We start from the raw sequence: 16,084 nt of genomic DNA on the forward strand, positions 1-16,084 counted from the left end.
TCACTCCTCGCCTCGGTGAACGTCCTGGCCGCGGGCAATGTTGAGCGCCGCGCGGCGGCTGGCCAGCAGCTCGACGAGCCGGTGCCGGTCGATCTCCACGGCGCCGAGCGCGACCGCCTGGGCGCGTTTGGGCGCGGTGACGTCGTAGTGCCAGTGGACGCACCGCTCGGCGGGCTGGCACGCCTTGCTGTACTTGCAGGTCTGAAACCAGCGGCGCTGCAGGCCGAGCCGCCGCGCGAACGCGTGCAGCTCGTCCTGGGTGTCGGCGGTCAGGTGGCACCAGGTGGCCTCCCGCCGGCCGACACGGGCCGGGATGTTCGCGCTGTCGACGTACACGGTCATGGTTGGCGGTCACCCTTCCGGCGCTCGGCTTCGGGTAGTGGTAGCAGGCAGGTGGTGACCGGGCCCGGGCGTTGCGGCTCGGGTACCACGACGGGGCAGTTGAGGGTGCTGCGAACGCTCGTCATGCCGCCGGCCCTGGTGAAGGCGCGGCGCATCGCACGGATTCGAGTTGCGCCGACGCGGTGTCCGCCGCGCTGGCCGCGGTACTGGTCCCGGGCGATGCAGTCCTTGACGGGAACACCGGTCAGGTCCCACACCTGCAGCCGGACGCCGGCCTCCTTCGCCAGCGCCGCGTGCAGCTGCCATGCCTCGGGTCGGAGGTTGTGGTCGTCGCAGATCACGTCCTTGCCGCTGGCCAGCAGGACCCGAATCGCGGCCTCGAGCGTCTCGCCGGTCGGTTCCTCGTGCTCGGGCCATCCGGTCCACCACTCGTGCAGCATGTGGCACAGGTCGTCGCGGTTGACCCGGACCCGGGTGCGGCGCGCGGCGGCGACCCATGCGCGCGCCGCCGTGGTCTTCCCGGAGCCGGGCAACCCGATCGTGATCACGAGGGTCTGTGTCTTTGCCGCCGGCGTCATCAGCCGCCGTCCCGGGTGACGTTGGCGGTGCGCCAGCCCCAGCTGCCGCGCGGGAAGTGCGGCCGCCAGTCGCTGGTGCGGCGCAGGCCGGTGGCGGCGAGGGCGGCGTCGGCGGCGTCCAGGGGCGCGTGCTCGCCGGCGGGCAGGTGCGTGAGGAAGTCGTCGAAGCCGATGCCGAGCGACCACGGATCGTCCGGGCGCCGCGGTGAGCGGTAGACCGTCGCCGTGGTCGTCTCGGTGGGAATGTCCGGGCGGCTGGCGACCGGCGCCGGGGTGGCGGGGTGCGTGCCATGGGCGCCGAGCTGGTGGGCGCCGTCGCGGGTGACCATCGTCGTGGCCATCCGGAAGCCGCGCTCGATCCGCTCGTACAGCTGCTCCGCCTCCGCGTCGTTGCGGGGGTGGTGGTGGAACTCCCGCCAGCACACGCCGTCGCCGGTGAGCTGGTGGACGGTGACCGTGCCGGCCGGCAGGGGCCGGGGCTCGCCGAACGCGGCGGCCAGCTGCCCGACGGTGGCGCGCTGGGTCGGCACGGCGGGGTCCTTCGGGTCCTCGATGTGCACCAGGTCGTTCTTGCGGCCGGCGCGGACGAGGTCGTGCAGCATCCGCTGCAGCGCCCCGGCCCGGCCGCCGCCGGCGGGGGCGCGATGGTGGGCGAAGTCGTACAGCTCGTCGAGCACGACCATCACGGTGCGGCCGTCGCTGGTCTCGACCTCGGCGGGCAGGTCGCCGGCGGCGGCGCGCGCCGCGGCGGTGTCCTCGGTCGTCCACCCGTTGCCGGGCTCGCTGGGCGTCGTGTCCATGTCGCGGTTGCCTCTCATCGCTCGTCGCCGGTGTTGAGCTGCGCGTTCCAGCGGTGGAGGTCGTCGACCCGCACGATGGGCAGCCACCCGCCGTCGGTCAGCTCCGCCGCGTGGGCCCCGGTGAGGCCGTCGTTGTCGATCCGGTCCGGCCGGGCCACCGGCCGCTGCTGGTGCTCGTGGTCGGCGTCGACCAGCTCCACCGACCACTCCGCGTCCTGCAGCGACTCGATCGGGCGGATCAGCCGCCGCGCCGCGCAGGCCACGCCGTACGCGCCGTCGGCGGTGACGACCTCGGCTCGGTGGTGGCGGACCCCCAGCCAGGTGGGCTCCCACCACAGCGCGTAGACGGCGGCCGCGGCCTGGCACGCGTCGGTGTCGGCGCCGCCGTCGAGCTCCGTCTGGCCGTCGTACTCACCCAGCCACGCCCCGGCCTCGTCGAACTCGGTGACGATCCACCGGGCGGCCGTCCCGGTTGCGCGGCTGTCCGCGACGCCGGCGGTTCGGCCGGGGTCGCTCGTGTCGGCGGGGTTCGTGGCAGCGGGACGGCGCAGCAGGCGCAGTCGGGCGATGTGGGCGCGGCGCAGTGCCCATCGGCTGGCGGCCTCGAAGCCGTCGCCGATCATGCCGGCCAGCACGGCGGCGAACCCGGCCGCCACCGGCTGCCAGTGCCAGGAGCTGAGCGGGGCGCCCTGCTGCAGCGTGTCCAGCAGCGCGGGGAAGTCGGCGGCCCGGCCGCCGGCGAGCCGCCAGACGATGCCGGTGCCGCCGAGCCAGACCACGCCGCCGAGGAGGCCGAAGGAGTGACCGGCCACGGTGAAGCCGAATCCGGCGCGGCGGGCCGTGTCGATCCGGGTGCGGGCCCGGCGTACCGCGTACCCCGTCGGGCCCTCCCCGGCCGGGTCGCCTGGCTGCGTACCACGGGTGATCATCTAGACCGCCCCTCTCGTTGTCGCAGGAAATGCGTACGAGTGGAGGGTGCCGGTCCCCTATGACAGCCCCAGCTCGCGAACGGTGCGCCGGACGACCCGAACCGGGGGTCGCCGCAGGAAATCCGGTGGCGAGAACGCCTATCCCTCCGTCGCCTACGCCCCCAGCGGAGGGTTTGATGGGCTCTGACCTGCACGCACTTCGATCCAAACGGAGGCGGCGTCCTGGTTTCGTCGCTGAGCGGTACCGGGCGCTTGACGTGAAGATTTGCCAGCCGAATGCGTGGTTGACAACCAATGGCAAACGGATACTTTGTGTCAAGATGTGCTTATGGACGGCGAGCACGAGGACAAGCTGCTGGGGCGGGGCTTCGACCTGTTCCGTGAGCTGATCGACTTCGACGGCGTCGAGGTGACCCGGGATATCCACCTTGAGGGCCACACCGCCTCCGACGACGTGTGGCTGGTCCGCGTCCGCGGCCGCCGGGCGCCAGCCCGGATCGTCGTGCTGGCGTTCCGGCGGTTCGCTCCCCGGTTCGTCGACGCCCTGACTGGTGGCCTGTCCGGAGTGCTCCGGCAGCACCACAACGAGCCGGTAATCATCGTCGCGCCGTGGCTGAGCCGCCGCTCGCGGGAGCTGCTGCAGCAGCACCGGATCAACTACCTGGACCTGACCGGCAACGTGTGGGTCCGCATGGCCGACCCACCGCTGGTCCTGCACACCCACGGCGCCGACCATGACCCGCACCCAGGGGAGCAACCACGTCGCGGACTGCAGGGCAAGCTGGTCAACGGCATCGTCCGGGCGCTGGTCGATGCCGCGCCGCCGTATCGGATGTCCGAACTAGCCGCGGTCACCGGCGCCAGCCCCGCCTACGTGTCACGCACGCTGGACGCATTGGACCAGGAACGCCTCATCGAACGGGCACGCAACCGGCTCGTGGTCGACGTCGACTGGGAGCAGTTGCTGCGCGAGCGGGCCCGCAGCTATGCGCTGACGAGCACCAACAGGGCGCGGCCGGCGATCGCCCGCCGCGGGCTGCCGCACCTGCTGGACACGCTGCGGGCCGCCGGCGCCAGCGACGCCGTCGTGACCGGCTCGACCGCGGTGCAGCGCTACGTCCGCATCGCCGCACCGGCGCAGCTGGCGCTGTACGTGCCGGACTTCGCCGAGGCCGCCATGGCGCTGGACCTGATGCCGGCAGAGCGCGGCGCGAACGTGCTGCTGCTAAAGCCCGCGCATCCGTCCCAGCTGGACCGTCCGGAAGTCGGGGACGGCCTACGCTACGCCGGGATCTCGCAGCTCGCCCTGGACTGCCTCGGCGGCAACGGACGTCTGCCCGAGGAGGGCGAGGCGCTGCTGGCCTGGATGCGCGAACACACCACGCAGTGGCGCCGTTCCGGCCTCGACCAGCTGTAGCCTCGGCGGGTGCTCTCCGTCGAGATCGACCCTCTCTACGTCGCCGCCCGCCGCGTCCTGCTGGACGCCGCCGGCGCGCTCGGCGAGCACTGCGGCGCCCTGGTCCTGGTCGGCGCCCAGGCCGTCTACCTGCGCGCCGGCGACGCCGATCTGCACGTCGTGGCTCCCTACACCACCGACGCTGACCTGAGCGTCGACCCGGCGCAGCTCGACGACGATCCGGCCATCACCGCCGCGATGACCGCCGCCGGCTTCACCCTCAAGATCAAAGTCGGCGGCAACGGCGTCGAGCCGGGCGCCTGGCAGCGCAGCACCAACGTCGGCGGCGTCCCGCAGACCATCGAGGTCGACCTCATGGTGCCCGAGGCCCTCGCCCCAGGCCACGGCAGCCGCGACGCCCGCCTCCCCCACCACGGCAAAAACGCCACCCGCTGGGCCGCCGGCCTGGAAGCCGCCGTGCTCGACAACACCGCCATGGCCATCGCCAGCCTGGAGCCGGACCACGACCCGCGCACCACCGTCCTGCGGGTCGCCGGTGAGGCCGCCCTGCTCATGGCCAAGGCGCACAAGCTCGGCGAGCGCCTCGCCGCGGGAACGCCCGACCGGATCAAGCCCAAGGACGCCGGCGACGTCTTCCGCCTCATGCGCGCCCCCGCCACCCCGTCACAGGCCGGCGCCCGCCTGGCCGAGCTCGGCCGCCACCCGGACTGCACGGACAGCGTCGCGGTCGGCGTCGGTTACCTTGCCGACCTGTTCGGCCGCCCCCGAGCCCGTGGCGTCGAACTCGCCGTGCAGAACCTCGCGGCCGCGGTGAGTGAGGACGAGCTGCGCGAGGTCATGCCGCACTACATGGACGAGCTACTCGCCGCCTACCGCGCCGGCTGACTCATCCCCCCGGGGACGCGGCCAGGCCACCCTGGGCATCCGGGCGTCGGCGCGTACGGCGTTCAGCTGCAGCGCGCGGCGCGGGAGGCGACATCCCGCTGCCCCGCCCGCCGACGGGGACACCACCGCACGCCAGCGCCGGGACCTCGTCGAGCAGCACCTGGCCGTCCGCGCCACCCCAGCCGGGCCGACCACACCCGCGCGAGCAGCATCAGGGTGCGGGCCTGCTCGGGGCGGTCGGCGTCGAGCGGGGTGCCACCGAGCCGGTCGGTCAGCAGCGCGGTCGCGCCGTGGTCGCCGGTCACGGGTAGCACTCCTCGGAGCAGCTGGAGCCGATGAACCCCGTCAGCTCGGGGTGGTTCTGGAACCATTCGAGATGGCCGGGCAGCAGCAGGTGGTTGAAGCGCCGGTGGAGCTCGCGCTCCAGCCGCCGGCGGGCGTACTTGCTGTCTCTCGCGATGACGTGCAGCAGCTCCAGGCCGTGGGGGTTGCCGCCGTGGAAGGGGCGCATCCGCTCGTACGGGTCGACGGCCTCACCGATCTTGATGAAGGGGCCGCTGGCGATGAAGTACACGCCGGCGTAGTGGTGCGGAAGGCCGGGGTCGCCGAAGCCGCCGAAGACGGTCAGGTTGGCTTCGACCATGGCTTCTTTCGGGTCGCCGTGGGTGCCGTAGCTGCTGATCTCTCGTTGGTATCGGGTGGTCAGCCGCTTCCGGGCCTGGTATTCGCCGTAGGCGGTCATCGGTCACCGTCCCGGCGGGAGCAGGCGCCGACCGGGCCAGCGCCGTTGGCGGCGCGGCGGGCGTTGAGGACCCGCACGAACTCCTGGCGGGCTGGTGGTGGGGTCGTCATCCTTCGCGTCGACCCTGTCGAGGCTCTGGCCCTGCTGCACCTGGGTCTCGCGGAGCGTACCGCGCACGCGGGTGTGGCCGCGGAGTTCGGCGCGGTACTCCGCGACGTCGCGGTCGGCGCCGGCGGCCAGCGCCCGGGCGGCCCCGCTGCCCCCTGCCACACGATCGCCAACTCGGCCTCCCTCGCCGCGATCCGCTGTTCCAGTTCCTCAAGGCTGCTCATCGCTTGCGATTCTCCCCGTCGGCGCGGGCCGCGGCCAGGTCGGTCTGCGCGGTGGCCAGCTCGCTGCGGAGCCGTTCGAGGTCGGCGGCCTGCCGGTCGTGTTCGGCGTAGATGGCGTCGGCGCGGGCTTCGGCCCGGTCCGCGCGGCGCTGGTGGGTGTCACGCTGACCGTCTTCTTTCCTGACGCAGCCGACCCCGGCGGCTGGCTCCAACAACGGAGTCAGCCGCCCGCAGTGACGTGCTCACACACCTCGCGCTGCCGATAGCCGCCCGGAACGTCGGCACCGATGGCGTCCCAGAAGGCCGGGGAACCGTCGATGTGGCCGCCCAGGGTGTGCCAGGTGAAGCCGGGGTTTTCCGTACGCAGCGCGGCCAGGCCGGCAGCGGCCAGGCCGCGCCGGCGGTACCCCGGCAGGGTGTGCGGCTGTTCCACCCAGCCGATCCGGCACCGGTGGCACAGCTGGTAGTCGACCTCGAACGCGAACTCGTCTCGCACCGAGGCGTCGTCAGGGTCGTGATTGCGCAGGTTCGCCGCCCGCATCCGCCAGCCGATCCGCTCGTGCGAGACGGTGTCCTGCCACGGCGTGGCCAGCCGGGGCACGACCGGCCGCCCGGGGCGGCGCGGCCACCGGCCGCCGGTCACCCGCAGCAGGAACTCGCGCCACGGCTGGCGGCCGGACACCCGGCCGAGCACTGCGGTGCTGGCGACCAGGTCCCGGATCTCGTCGTCGCGCGAGCCACCAGTGGTCACCGGGACGTCAGCCGTGATCCTCGTCGCCGGCATCGGCCTGGGCCTGGCTCGCGTGGTCGACCAGCGCGTTGGTCAGGTCCCGCAGCCCCGCGACGGCGTTCCAGTCCGGATCGGTCGCCGGGTCCAGGCCGCGGGCCTTCGCGCCTTCCCAGACCTCGTCAACGAACTCGTACACCGCCTGCCTTGCTCGCAGCTGTGCTGCTCGCCCGGCCGCGTCCAGACCAGCGAGGCCCGCCAGGTCGTGCTCGATGAAGGCGTCGATCAACTCGATGGCCATGCCCTGGTGGTCAAGCTCGTCATCCACATCGCTCATGCCGGTGACCCTATGACACCGATCGATCACCCAGTCGCCCGAGCGTCGTCGGGCCGGCTCCGGGCAGGCGCACGTGGAGTGGCTACCGAAGTTGTGTGCGCGCTCCGGTTGTGGATGGCCTATCAGTCCGAACGCCCGCACTGACCGGGTCTTCTGCTCTCGTGCCTGCCGTCAACGCGCCTATCGTCGCGCTCAGCGAGCGAGCGTGGCGTAGATGCCTTCGCCGTCCACGCACACGTACCGGGCGACCGGGTCGACCCCGGTGCCGACCGCGACCCGCAGCGCGTCGAGGTTCGCCAGCTCAAGGCGGGGCGCACGGAGGGTGATCGGGTCGAGGGTGATGGCGTGCGGGCCGCAGGTGACGCTGTAGAAGACGTTTTCGATGCGCATGCCGCCGAGCGGGTCGAGGCTGGGCACCATGTCGAGGAAGGCTTCGAGCCGGTCGGCGCGCACGGTCAGCGTGATCTGGTCCTGCTGGATGCGGATCTCGTGGCCGGCCAGCAGCCGGTCGGCGTCGAGCAAGTCCACGGCGTCGGCCTGGGTGAGGTCGTCGGGGATCGGGAAAGACTGGCCGGTGTGGTGCTGCAGCCGCTCGAGGGCGGCGATGAGCCCGGCGTTGTCCCGCGCCTCGAGCAGCAGCGTGGCGAGGCCGGTCTGGTCGAGGCCGCGGGGCGTGCCGATCGGGCGGTTGTTGACGCGCAGCTGCAGCTGGTCGGCGGGTTCGGCGGCGCTGAACAGGTCGAGTGCGTCGCGCACCTCGTAGGGGTAGCGGCCGGCCAGGCCGCGGGTGGTCAGCGAGATGTTGACCATGCCGCCGAGTTCGGGGCGGTCGGCGGTGAGCACGGCGGTGAACGTGCCGGTGGGGTCGCGCATGACGGTCCGGGCGCCGCGCCGCCCGATGGTCGGGGCGTCGGCGTGCAGGGTGAGCCGGTGGCGGACCGCGCCGCCGGTGGTGGCCAGGACGAGCTGGTAGGTCGGCAGGGTGCCGAGCGGTCCGGTGGTGGAGGCGATCTGCACGGCGGTGGCCTGGCCGGCGGTCAGGTACCGGCGGTCGACGACCACCTCGCCGCCGTAGTCGAGCACGTCGTCGAGCTGCCGGCGGATGGCGTCCGCGGCCGGGTCGCCGGCGGGGAAGGCGAAGAGCCCGCCGAGCGGGACCGGCTCCTCGGCGCCGGCGCCGGGGTAGCGCTCGGTGAAGCTGATGCCGATGCCGGTCTCGGTGGCGTGGAAGCCGGTGCTCCAGCCGGCGGACAGGTCCTGGGCCCGGGTGTGCAGGCGCTCGACCCGGGTCAGCAGGTCGCCGGGCCCGGTGAGCACCGCCTGTTCCTGGCCGAACTCACGGGCGAGGACGAGCAGTTCATAGGCCTCGCCTTCGACGAGGCGGCGCAGGTGCTCGTGCTGCCCGAACTGCAGGTCCAGCCAGGTCACGCCGAGCCAGTCGAGCTGGATACCGGGATGTGCGGCACTGAGGCCGTCGAACCAGGTCTCCTCGGCCGGGGTGTGGTCGGGTGGGCAGGACGAGGACCCAGCGGATCGGGTGGTGGGTGGCGGCCTGGGTGAGAGACTGCTCGATCTGGCGGCGCTTGCCTTTGCTGAGCCGCTCGCCGGCGAACGACTTGATCTCGAAGATGACCAGGCCGTCAGGGCTGTCCCAGCGCACGTCGCGGCCGCCGTCCCCGCCGCTGCCGTCGATCGGCCGGGCTCCCGGATGCAGCTGCAGCAGCAGGGCCTTGATCGCGCGTTCGATGGTGGCCGGGTCGAGCCGGCCCCACTGGATCGCGCTCACGGGCGCGCCGATCGGCGCGGCCCGGCGAGGCGGTCGGCCAGGCCCGGCCACGGGTGGGGTGGTGCGCTCACGGCAACCAGCGGTCCTGCTCCTCCATGACGGTGGCGGCCATCCAGTCGTCCAGCTCGGGCGTGATCTCGGTGAAGGCACTGTACGCGGGCCAGCGGAAGGCGCCCTGCAGGGCGTCGATGGCGCACATGCCCTCGTCGTCGGCGTCGCCGACGCCGGTCACGTCCAGGCGGTAGGGCTCGTCCCACCACTCGATCGCCATGCCGGGCCGCAGGTCGCGCCAGACCACGGTGACGCCCGGGGACCTCGTCGCGCCAGAGGTCCACGTCGCCGGGCGGAACGTGCGGGTGCTCGACCTGCCGGTCGTCGTCGTGCAGCCGGTACCCGGCGACGGCCGCTGCGCCGCCGCGGTGCACGGCCTGCACGAGGCACCACGCGCGGCTGGGCCGGTGCCAGACGGCGGCTCCCACCGGCGCGCTCCGGACCCGGCCGCTATCCACGGCCCGGCTCCCCGGGCTCGTCGCGGGGCAGGCCGCGGGCGAGGAGCTCGCCGAGCGCGCCGGGCAGCGCGTCGAGCAGGGCCTGGTGGCGGGCGGCGAGCCCGGCGGCCTGGTCGGTGGCGGCGGCGGCCGCGCGGGCCTCGGCCCGGGCGACGTCGAGCTCGGCCTGCACGGCGGCGGCCCGCTGCTCGGCCGCGGCCGCGTGGGCGGCGCTGTCGCGGGCGGCCGCGATGGCCTCGTCGTGGTGCCGGGTCAGCTCGGCGAGCTGCCGGGTGCTGTGCCCGGCCTGCTCGCGCAGCTGCTCGGTAGCGGCCTCGGCCGCGACGGCGCGGGTGGTGGCCTCGCCGGCGCGGCGCTCGGCGTCGGTGAGCTCGGCCCGCAGGTCGCGGTTGTCGGACGTGGCGGTGGCCGCGGCGTGCTCGGCGATCACGGCCCGGGTCGTGGCCTCGCTGGTACGCAGCTCGGCGTAGGCCGCCGCCGCGACGGCCTCGCCCCGTTCGCGTTCCGCGGCCGCCAGGCGCTCGGTGGCGGCCCGGACCCGGGCCTCGGCGTCGGCGATGGCCTGCCGGGCCCGGGCCTCGGCGTCGGTGGCGCGCCGCCCGGCGTCCGCGGCGGTGGCCTCGGCCTCGAGCCGGGCCCGGTCGGCGGCGCGGGCGTGTTCCTCGGCGGTGAGCCGGGCGGCGACCGCGTCGGCGCGCTCCTGCTCGGCTGCGGCGACGCTGCCGGTGAGCCCGTCGCGCAGCGCGCCGACGAGGCCGGCGAAGTCCTCCAGGCCCTCCAGGACCGGCCCGAGGTCGGCGAACCAGCGCTCGGCCACCTCGTCGACGCGGTCGAGCACGGCGCCGACGCCGGCCTCCTCGGCGCCCCGGCGGTCGGCGGCGGCCATCTGCTTGCAGGTGCGCGTCCCGGCGCCCGGGGCGACCCGCCGCCAGCCGCCGGTGCCGGCCTCGGCCCACCGGGCGTCGGCGTGGTAGCCGGGCGGGCGGCCCGCGCCGTCGTGCGGCGGGAGCGGGTCGGGGCAGCCGGCGTAGCCGCACGGACGCTCCCCGACCGCCCGGCGGCGCCCGCCGCGGCCCGCGCGGCCCTGCTCTGCCCCGTGCTCCACGTTCGTCATGCCCTCATCATACTTTCGTTCTGTTGATAACGAAACACGTTACGCGATATCGAAATAGCGAAAGTGTGCAGACGTGATGCGTAAGATAATGACTGTTATCCTACGAACGTGATGGACACCCCGGCCCGAGCCGCCGACCACGTACCCGCGGCCGAACACGCCCTGCCGGTCCTCGCCGGTGACGTCCTCCCCGCGCTCAGCACGCTGCCCGGCACGGCGGCGCGGCTGGCCGAGCTGACCGAGGTGTGGCTGGCCCGGCAACGCTCCGCCCACACCCGCACCGCCTACCGCCGCGATCTCCGGGCCTGGCTCGGCTGGTGCGCCGGCCGAGGTGTCGACCCGCTGCGCGCGCGTCCGGCCGACGTCGACGCCTGGATCGTCGAGCAGCGCCTCATCGGGGCGCGCGGCGGCCGCCCCGCAGCCGAGTCCACCATCGCCCGGCGCACCGCGGCGATCGCCTCCTGGTACGCCTACCTGCTGCTCAACACCGCCGACGACCCAACACCCATCGCCCGCAACCCAGTTCAGGGAGCCGGCCGGCCCCGCCTCGACCCGGACAGCAGCCCCACCGTCGGGCTGGGCCGCAACGAGGCCGCCCGGCTGCTCGAGCAGGCGGCGCTCGACGGGCCCGGCACGTACGCGCTCATCCTGCTGCTGCTGCTCACCGGCGCCCGGGTCGGCGCCGCGATCGCCGCTCAGGTGGACAACCTGGGCCACGACCGCGGCCACCGGGTCCTCGACCTGGCCGGCAAGGGCAGCAAGCGCATCCGGATCCCGCTGCCGCCCGTCCTCGGCGCCGCGATCGACACCATGCTCACCGCCCGGGGCAATCCGGTCGACGGGCCCCTGTTCGTTACCGCTCGCGCCGGGGGGCTGCTGTACGAGCTCTACGTGCTGCGGCTCATCCGCCGTCTTGCTCGTCGGGCCGAACTACCTGCTGCGGACCAGCTCAGCCCGCACTCATTGCGGCACACCGCGATCACCGAGGTCCTCGACAGCACCGGCGGCGACCTGCGCCGGGCCCAGGACTTCGCCGGCCACGCCGACCCCCGCACCACCCGCCGCTACGACCGCGCCCGCGGCCGCCTCGACGACCACCCCGCCTACCTCCTGGCCGGCCGCTACACCTCCGACCCGCGGTCGTCCTGACCGAGGACACCGCAGCGGCCCCCAGTCAGGACGACGGCAGGCCCACAAGGAAGGCGCCGCGTTAGGAACTGCCACTCCGCTCGGGTCGCTGGCCCGTACCTACCTGTGAGTGCCGGGCCCGCGTAGCTTGCCGTAGACGACGCAGCGTCCGGAGCGCAGGCCACAGGGCTCGGAAACGACGCAGCATGGCGAGGCTGCTGTTATGCGCCCAGAGAAGCCAGACCCCGATCGTGGCGCCGATCTCAATCCAGAGCCCGATGGTCGCGAATGTCGGGGAGGAGGAACGGCCTAGGCAGGCGCCGACGACCCAGAGCACGCCCAGTGCCACGAGAACTAGATATGGACGCGTGTCAATCCTGCGGTAATGCACTGTGGCCACGGAGCCAACACGCTGGCGTACGGCACGTCTGCCGGCGCTGGCCGCGGCGGAGATCGTGCCCGGGGCGCATTGCAGCAGGTCCGCCACCTCGGCCTCGGACCAGCCCTCGACGTGTCGCAGGTAGGTGATGAGGCGTCGTCTCCGAGGTAGTAGGGCAATCGCGGCGAGCACCTCATTGACCGAATGCCGCTGCTCGGCGGTCGCCGACTCGGCGATCGAGCTCCACCGGGCGCCACTGTCGTCTGGGTCCGGCGTCGTGACCGTCATGCCGTGGTGCGCAGCGCGTGCTGCGCGCGCTGCACGCCGGCGCACGATCGTCACCATCCACGCCGCAGGGTTGTGGATCGCGTCGGGAAAGGAGCCGGTCATGTTCCGGATCCGGGCGAACATGAGGGCCTCGGCAAAGGCCTCCTGCACCGCGTCCTCGGCGTCATGGTGGGCGTCGGCAAGCTGATACCTGTACGCCAGTTTCCGCGCAAGGGCCAACAACTGGCTGCGGTGCTGCCGGTATACCGCATCAACCTGGCGACCGATCGCGTCGTTGACGCGCGCCACTCCCGACGAGCGTTGCCCGGACCGGGCGGAATCATCGGTGGTTCCGTGGTCCGCCGGGTCGGCATGCTCCTGCTCCGGGAGACCGCCCCCTTTGCTGGCGGCGTCCGGACCGGTCACGTTGTCCATCAGCGGTTCCCCGACCGGATGGCCCGCCACGCCCCCTGGCTGTCCCGGCCCGACACCTCTGTTCCCCGCGGCATCCGGCTGGCCGCCCGGATTGTCGCCGCCCGCGCCGACAGGGTCAGCCACCGCCGCACCGCCGGCACCAGCATCCGCACCAGGGTTCGTACTCCGTGCCCACCCAGTGTGCCTAACAGCACCATCACGAACAGGTCCATCATGGTTTCGGCCGTCCCTTTCCGGTTCCGCGATGCCGTCGCCCCGGGGCGGGGAACGGCCGTCACCAGGTACGTGCCGTCGGCGGCCGAATCCCTTTATCGCCTCCTTCAAAATTCTTCTGTGGGCGGTCGCCCCCTGGCCGGGCGGTTGGCGATTGTCCGGGATGGTGAACCCAAGAAGTGAATTCAGAAGCTGGCTGAAGTGCCTGGCCAGTACTGAAGATCACCGCATCAAGTGCGTGATCTCGGTTTTCTCGGGCAGACCTGACCAACATGGACACCACGTCCACGCCCACCAGGTTGCTCCCCAGTCAGCGAACTCCGCTGGGCGCCACGGCGTTAGCGCGCGTTTGATCGCCTCTGCCTCCTCATCGACGGCGTCCTGATTGCTAAACAGCGCCTCGCGCAGCGCCCGCAGGGCCCGGAAGGCGTGCACGCCTACCGTGGCAGCCGCGATGCCGAGCCGCTCGGCGATCGCCGAGCGTGGCATACCGGCGACGTACTCGAGATAGACGGCCTGACGTTGCCGGTTTGGCAGTCGCGCGATCAGCTCCCACACGAGTTGGGCAGAGAGCAGTTCCTCGATGTCCGGGTCAGGGTCGACCAGGGAGGACCAGAGGACGGCGCGCCCGGTCACCAGGTATTCGTCCGCCGAGTCGGCCGAGCTGCGACGCATCTTGCCGTGCGCTCGAGCGACCCGTCGCTTCGCCACCGTCCGAAGCCAGCCTGCGGGGTTGTTGACACTCCACAGCGCGATCTCCAGCGCTTCGAAGACGTCCTGCACTACGTCGTCAGGGTCGAGAATGGATTGCGGCACACCGCGGCTGGCGGCGAGTCGGCCGACGTAGCGGCGCAGCACCGCCTGCTCCGCTCGGTACCACGCCTCGACGTTGGTGAACAGCACCTTGTTGCAAACCGTGCAGCGCAGCAGTTTCAGTCTGCTCATCGCCTTGTCCCGTCCGCCACCAGCGTTGGCGGGACATGCCACATCGCACCGTCGACACCGCGCTCGGTCACCTCGACGCCGGGCGGTAGCTGCGCGGCAGCCCGGGTGAGTTCCGTCCGAGCCCACAGCGTCGGCCGCTGCGACAGAGCGCTGATCAGGCGATGCGCAACCGGCACGCCGAGCGACACCAGCGCCAGCAAGGTCATGGGATCCATCATCGAGACAACCTCGTATTTCGGGCCAGGGCCGCTCCTCCGATCAGGTCGGCCGTCCACCTGGTCCGTGCCGCGCACGAGGCATGCTGTTTACCGCGACTCTCAAGAATTTCCCGGCAGGGCGCGACAGCGGTCGCCAGCATCAGCCGGTGAACCGCGGCTGCCACCGAACCCGCCCGTTTAGCAGGGCTCGCCGCCCAGCCGGGCGCTGCGACGTGGACGCCCATCCCGATCTAGACGGTCCATCTGGATGGAGAAGTCGTCGCAAGAAATCCGGCATTTCCTGCGACGACTCGTTCGCGCCACCCATCGACGCCCAGGAGTTGTGTGGTAACTTCAGCAGAAGTTACCGGAACATTGATTGCGACCACGAGGATGGTGACGCCATGCCGCCGAAGGCGCGGCGCAGGATCGAGCTGCCGGTGATGCAGTGGCGCAGCAACGGCTGGGCGGTGGAGAAGCGCAAGGGCGTCGCGGACGCCTACGAGGTGCTGCACGACCGGCACCTCGTCGCCCGGGTCGTGGTGACCCGGGCCGGCTGGAAGTGGACCGCCCGCGACCACCGCTCCCGCGCCGCCCTCTGGCGGCGGCCGTGGATGTGGAGCGAGCAGCTCTACCCGGGCTGGCAGGAGGCGGTGGCCGGCTACGCCGCGGTGTACCGGCGCCTGGCGGTCGGCCGCGGCGCCGAGCTGCCCGGGGACTGGCGGCCCAACTCGATGCTCACGACCCGGCCGTGGACGCCGCGGCCGGTGCACGACACCTTCGACGAGCTCACCGAGGAACCCACGGAAGGGACGGGCGCATGATCCTGGTCCACGTCAAGAAGACCTGGCCCGACGTCCTCGCCGGCGACATGACCGCCGAGGAGTCGGTGCTCGGCGACTGGTCCGGCATCGCCGAGGCCTCGCTCGCCGAGTACGGCGACGTGGTGGCCGGCGTGTACAACAACACGATCGTGGCGGTCTTCGACGTCGACCTGTCGCGCACCGACCTGCTTGGCGGGAAGGTCCGCTTCGCCGGCACCCCGTCGCGGACCTGGGCGAGCCTGGTCGGCCAGCCCAACCCCGGCAAGCCGTGGGGGCAGCAGGGCTACGCCCGCAACGTGCAGTATCTCGACACCGGCGTGGTCGCCGGCGGCGACGTGCCGGTCAAGCTGACCCGCTCCGGCCGCCGCGCGGTCGTGGCCGGCTTCACCCTGACCATCGGCGCCGACGGCAACGCCACCGTCCTGGTCCCGGCCGACCGCACCATCACCGTGCAGCCGGTGCCGTATCCGGCCAGCTGGGTCACCGAGGGCATGCCGTTCATCAGCGACGTCGACAACGACGTCGACGACCTGGCGCTGCGCGACGCCTACATCCGCGACGGGCACGCCGACATCGTCGGACCCAACGCCGGACGGAGCTGACCGTGGCCGCGACCACCGCCGGCGAGCCCGGCGCACCGATGGCCCTGTCGCTGTTCACGTGGTGCTACACCTGCCAGGCCAACCGCGACTTCGTCGGCAACACCCTCGCCGCGGACGGCGGTTCCGTCCGCGTCTGCCAGGACTGCGGCTCCCCCCGGGTCGGAACCCGCTACATCCGCACGCGGCACGCCGACGCCGAAATCCCCACGGAGGACTGAACCGGGCAGCCCCTGGACGCGCCGCGCCCAGGGGCGCCGTGTTCCAGCAGCCGCCGCTCAGGTACGCGCGCCGGCCTCGACGTCGGACGCGCAGGAGGATGGCCCGCCGTGACGGGCGACCATGCGCGCAGCCGAGGTCCCCAGGGCCGGCGCATCAGAACGGGGGCTCGTCGTCGAAGCCTGAGGTAGCCGGCTGCGCCCACGGGTCCTCGTTCCTCGCCTGGCGGCGGGGTTGCGGGCCAGTCGCGTCGGGGTCCTCCTCGATCGCCTCCGCCCAGGCCCGCCGGGTGGCGTCCATGTTGGTGAACGGGTCGCCCATGCTGTCGGGGTACCGCTCCGCGTCCGGCTTCATGTTCGACATGGCGTAGAACGCCAGCG

At 72.7% G+C, this 16,084-nt stretch carries 23 protein-coding genes; 6 read left to right on the plus strand and 17 right to left on the minus strand.

Annotated features, from left to right (window positions below):
* The 4 genes from IEZ31_RS12355 to IEZ31_RS12370 are packed head-to-tail and all read right to left on the minus strand — an operon-like array spanning window position 1 to window position 2,649.
* Entirely contained in the window at window positions 1-342 is a 342-nt protein-coding gene (locus tag IEZ31_RS12355; RefSeq protein WP_190249948.1) for a DUF4031 domain-containing protein, read from the minus strand.
* Window positions 339-890 carry an AAA family ATPase gene (locus IEZ31_RS12360; RefSeq protein ID WP_190249949.1) on the minus strand — a complete coding sequence of 184 codons (552 nt, stop codon included), beginning with the start codon at window positions 888-890 and terminating at the stop codon, window positions 339-341. The genes IEZ31_RS12355 and IEZ31_RS12360 overlap by 4 nt, the downstream gene beginning before the upstream one ends.
* Window positions 891-919: 29 nt before the next feature.
* Window positions 920-1,720, minus strand: coding sequence for a hypothetical protein (locus IEZ31_RS12365; RefSeq protein ID WP_190249950.1), 801 nt, complete (start codon window positions 1,718-1,720; stop codon window positions 920-922).
* A gap of 14 nt (window positions 1,721-1,734) precedes the next feature.
* Window positions 1,735-2,649 (minus strand): YciI family protein, encoded by a 915-nt coding sequence (locus IEZ31_RS12370; RefSeq protein WP_190249951.1) that lies wholly within the window; start codon window positions 2,647-2,649, stop codon window positions 1,735-1,737.
* Between the two features lie 328 nt (window positions 2,650-2,977).
* On the opposite strand from IEZ31_RS12370, the gene IEZ31_RS12375 reads away from it, so the two are divergent.
* Both IEZ31_RS12375 and IEZ31_RS12380 read left to right on the plus strand, forming a co-directional pair.
* Window positions 2,978-4,066, plus strand: a complete 1,089-nt coding sequence (locus IEZ31_RS12375; protein ID WP_190249952.1) for a hypothetical protein — start codon at window positions 2,978-2,980, stop codon at window positions 4,064-4,066.
* Between the two features lie 9 nt (window positions 4,067-4,075).
* On the plus strand, window positions 4,076-4,951 hold the full coding sequence (locus IEZ31_RS12380; protein WP_190249953.1) for a hypothetical protein: 876 nt from the start codon (window positions 4,076-4,078) through the stop codon (window positions 4,949-4,951).
* Between the two features lie 62 nt (window positions 4,952-5,013).
* On the opposite strand, the gene IEZ31_RS12385 is transcribed toward IEZ31_RS12380, so the two are convergent.
* From IEZ31_RS12385 to IEZ31_RS12425, 9 genes are all read right to left on the minus strand, one after another.
* Window positions 5,014-5,256, minus strand: coding sequence for a hypothetical protein (locus IEZ31_RS12385; protein WP_190249954.1), 243 nt, complete (start codon window positions 5,254-5,256; stop codon window positions 5,014-5,016).
* Window positions 5,253-5,693: a GIY-YIG nuclease family protein gene (locus IEZ31_RS12390; protein WP_190249955.1), complete on the minus strand. Its 441-nt coding sequence runs from the start codon at window positions 5,691-5,693 to the stop codon at window positions 5,253-5,255. Before IEZ31_RS12390 ends, IEZ31_RS12385 begins: the two co-directional genes overlap by 4 nt.
* A 328-nt stretch (window positions 5,694-6,021) precedes the next feature.
* The gene (locus tag IEZ31_RS12395) at window positions 6,022-6,240 is read right to left on the minus strand and encodes a hypothetical protein (RefSeq protein WP_190249956.1); all 219 of its coding nucleotides are present in this window, start codon (window positions 6,238-6,240) and stop codon (window positions 6,022-6,024) included.
* Window positions 6,241-6,245: 5 nt separating this feature from the next.
* Window positions 6,246-6,776 (minus strand): hypothetical protein, encoded by a 531-nt coding sequence (locus tag IEZ31_RS56555; protein ID WP_229834799.1) that lies wholly within the window; start codon window positions 6,774-6,776, stop codon window positions 6,246-6,248.
* 7 nt (window positions 6,777-6,783) lie between these two features.
* Window positions 6,784-7,089, minus strand: coding sequence for a hypothetical protein (locus IEZ31_RS12405; protein ID WP_190249957.1), 306 nt, complete (start codon window positions 7,087-7,089; stop codon window positions 6,784-6,786).
* Between the two features lie 192 nt (window positions 7,090-7,281).
* On the minus strand, window positions 7,282-8,517 hold the full coding sequence (locus IEZ31_RS12410) for a hypothetical protein (protein ID WP_190249958.1): 1,236 nt from the start codon (window positions 8,515-8,517) through the stop codon (window positions 7,282-7,284).
* The gene (locus tag IEZ31_RS12415) at window positions 8,447-8,875 is read right to left on the minus strand and encodes a hypothetical protein (RefSeq protein ID WP_190249959.1); all 429 of its coding nucleotides are present in this window, start codon (window positions 8,873-8,875) and stop codon (window positions 8,447-8,449) included. Before IEZ31_RS12415 ends, IEZ31_RS12410 begins: the two co-directional genes overlap by 71 nt.
* Window positions 8,876-8,942: 67 nt before the next feature.
* A complete protein-coding gene (locus tag IEZ31_RS12420) occupies window positions 8,943-9,173 on the minus strand; it encodes a hypothetical protein (RefSeq protein ID WP_190249960.1) in 231 nt (76 codons plus the stop codon).
* Between the two features lie 203 nt (window positions 9,174-9,376).
* Window positions 9,377-10,498 carry a coiled-coil domain-containing protein gene (locus IEZ31_RS12425; RefSeq protein ID WP_190249961.1) on the minus strand — a complete coding sequence of 374 codons (1,122 nt, stop codon included), beginning with the start codon at window positions 10,496-10,498 and terminating at the stop codon, window positions 9,377-9,379.
* A 111-nt stretch (window positions 10,499-10,609) separates the two neighbouring features.
* Here IEZ31_RS12425 and IEZ31_RS12430 point away from each other — a divergent pair, with 111 nt between their 5' ends.
* Window positions 10,610-11,647 (plus strand): tyrosine-type recombinase/integrase, encoded by a 1,038-nt coding sequence (locus IEZ31_RS12430; RefSeq protein ID WP_229834879.1) that lies wholly within the window; start codon window positions 10,610-10,612, stop codon window positions 11,645-11,647.
* A gap of 61 nt (window positions 11,648-11,708) precedes the next feature.
* On the opposite strand, the gene IEZ31_RS12435 is transcribed toward IEZ31_RS12430, so the two are convergent.
* From IEZ31_RS12435 to IEZ31_RS12445, 3 genes are all read right to left on the minus strand, one after another.
* On the minus strand, window positions 11,709-12,830 hold the full coding sequence (locus tag IEZ31_RS12435; RefSeq protein WP_190249963.1) for an RNA polymerase sigma factor: 1,122 nt from the start codon (window positions 12,828-12,830) through the stop codon (window positions 11,709-11,711).
* A 312-nt stretch (window positions 12,831-13,142) separates the two neighbouring features.
* A complete protein-coding gene (locus IEZ31_RS12440) occupies window positions 13,143-13,865 on the minus strand; it encodes an RNA polymerase sigma factor (RefSeq protein ID WP_190249964.1) in 723 nt (240 codons plus the stop codon).
* On the minus strand, window positions 13,862-14,071 hold the full coding sequence (locus tag IEZ31_RS12445) for a hypothetical protein (RefSeq protein ID WP_190249965.1): 210 nt from the start codon (window positions 14,069-14,071) through the stop codon (window positions 13,862-13,864). The genes IEZ31_RS12440 and IEZ31_RS12445 overlap by 4 nt, the downstream gene beginning before the upstream one ends.
* A 395-nt stretch (window positions 14,072-14,466) precedes the next feature.
* On the opposite strand from IEZ31_RS12445, the gene IEZ31_RS12450 reads away from it, so the two are divergent.
* The 3 genes from IEZ31_RS12450 to IEZ31_RS12460 are packed head-to-tail and all read left to right on the plus strand — an operon-like array spanning window position 14,467 to window position 15,706.
* The gene (locus IEZ31_RS12450; protein WP_190249966.1) at window positions 14,467-14,886 is read left to right on the plus strand and encodes a hypothetical protein; all 420 of its coding nucleotides are present in this window, start codon (window positions 14,467-14,469) and stop codon (window positions 14,884-14,886) included.
* The gene (locus IEZ31_RS12455) at window positions 14,883-15,488 is read left to right on the plus strand and encodes a hypothetical protein (RefSeq protein ID WP_190249967.1); all 606 of its coding nucleotides are present in this window, start codon (window positions 14,883-14,885) and stop codon (window positions 15,486-15,488) included. The genes IEZ31_RS12450 and IEZ31_RS12455 overlap by 4 nt, the downstream gene beginning before the upstream one ends.
* Before the next feature lie 2 nt (window positions 15,489-15,490).
* Window positions 15,491-15,706 carry a hypothetical protein gene (locus IEZ31_RS12460; RefSeq protein ID WP_190249968.1) on the plus strand — a complete coding sequence of 72 codons (216 nt, stop codon included), beginning with the start codon at window positions 15,491-15,493 and terminating at the stop codon, window positions 15,704-15,706.
* A 154-nt stretch (window positions 15,707-15,860) separates the two neighbouring features.
* On the opposite strand, the gene IEZ31_RS12465 is transcribed toward IEZ31_RS12460, so the two are convergent.
* Window positions 15,861-16,084 (minus strand): hypothetical protein (locus tag IEZ31_RS12465; RefSeq protein WP_229834801.1); only part of this gene is annotated, 224 nt, incomplete at its 5' end.

Source organism: Dactylosporangium sucinum (assembly GCF_014647515.1).
GTDB classification, from domain to species: domain Bacteria; phylum Actinomycetota; class Actinomycetes; order Mycobacteriales; family Micromonosporaceae; genus Dactylosporangium; species Dactylosporangium sucinum.

What these genes read in the sequence shown, in the direction of transcription:
- IEZ31_RS12440 (WP_190249964.1), bottom strand. Translation starts at nt 13,865, where the DNA reads ATGAGCAGACTGAAACTGCTGCGCTGCACGGTTTGCAACAAGGTGCTG.
- IEZ31_RS12450 (WP_190249966.1), top strand. Translation starts at nt 14,467, where the DNA reads ATGCCGCCGAAGGCGCGGCGCAGGATCGAGCTGCCGGTGATGCAGTGG.
- IEZ31_RS12425 (WP_190249961.1), bottom strand. Translation starts at nt 10,498, where the DNA reads ATGACGAACGTGGAGCACGGGGCAGAGCAGGGCCGCGCGGGCCGCGGC.
- IEZ31_RS12430 (WP_229834879.1), top strand. Translation starts at nt 10,610, where the DNA reads ATGGACACCCCGGCCCGAGCCGCCGACCACGTACCCGCGGCCGAACAC.
- IEZ31_RS12370 (WP_190249951.1), bottom strand. Translation starts at nt 2,649, where the DNA reads ATGATCACCCGTGGTACGCAGCCAGGCGACCCGGCCGGGGAGGGCCCG.
- IEZ31_RS12405 (WP_190249957.1), bottom strand. Translation starts at nt 7,089, where the DNA reads ATGAGCGATGTGGATGACGAGCTTGACCACCAGGGCATGGCCATCGAG.
- IEZ31_RS12355 (WP_190249948.1), bottom strand. Translation starts at nt 342, where the DNA reads ATGACCGTGTACGTCGACAGCGCGAACATCCCGGCCCGTGTCGGCCGG.
- IEZ31_RS12455 (WP_190249967.1), top strand. Translation starts at nt 14,883, where the DNA reads ATGATCCTGGTCCACGTCAAGAAGACCTGGCCCGACGTCCTCGCCGGC.
- IEZ31_RS12445 (WP_190249965.1), bottom strand. Translation starts at nt 14,071, where the DNA reads ATGACCTTGCTGGCGCTGGTGTCGCTCGGCGTGCCGGTTGCGCATCGC.
- IEZ31_RS12365 (WP_190249950.1), bottom strand. Translation starts at nt 1,720, where the DNA reads ATGGACACGACGCCCAGCGAGCCCGGCAACGGGTGGACGACCGAGGAC.
- IEZ31_RS12390 (WP_190249955.1), bottom strand. Translation starts at nt 5,693, where the DNA reads ATGACCGCCTACGGCGAATACCAGGCCCGGAAGCGGCTGACCACCCGA.
- IEZ31_RS12375 (WP_190249952.1), top strand. Translation starts at nt 2,978, where the DNA reads ATGGACGGCGAGCACGAGGACAAGCTGCTGGGGCGGGGCTTCGACCTG.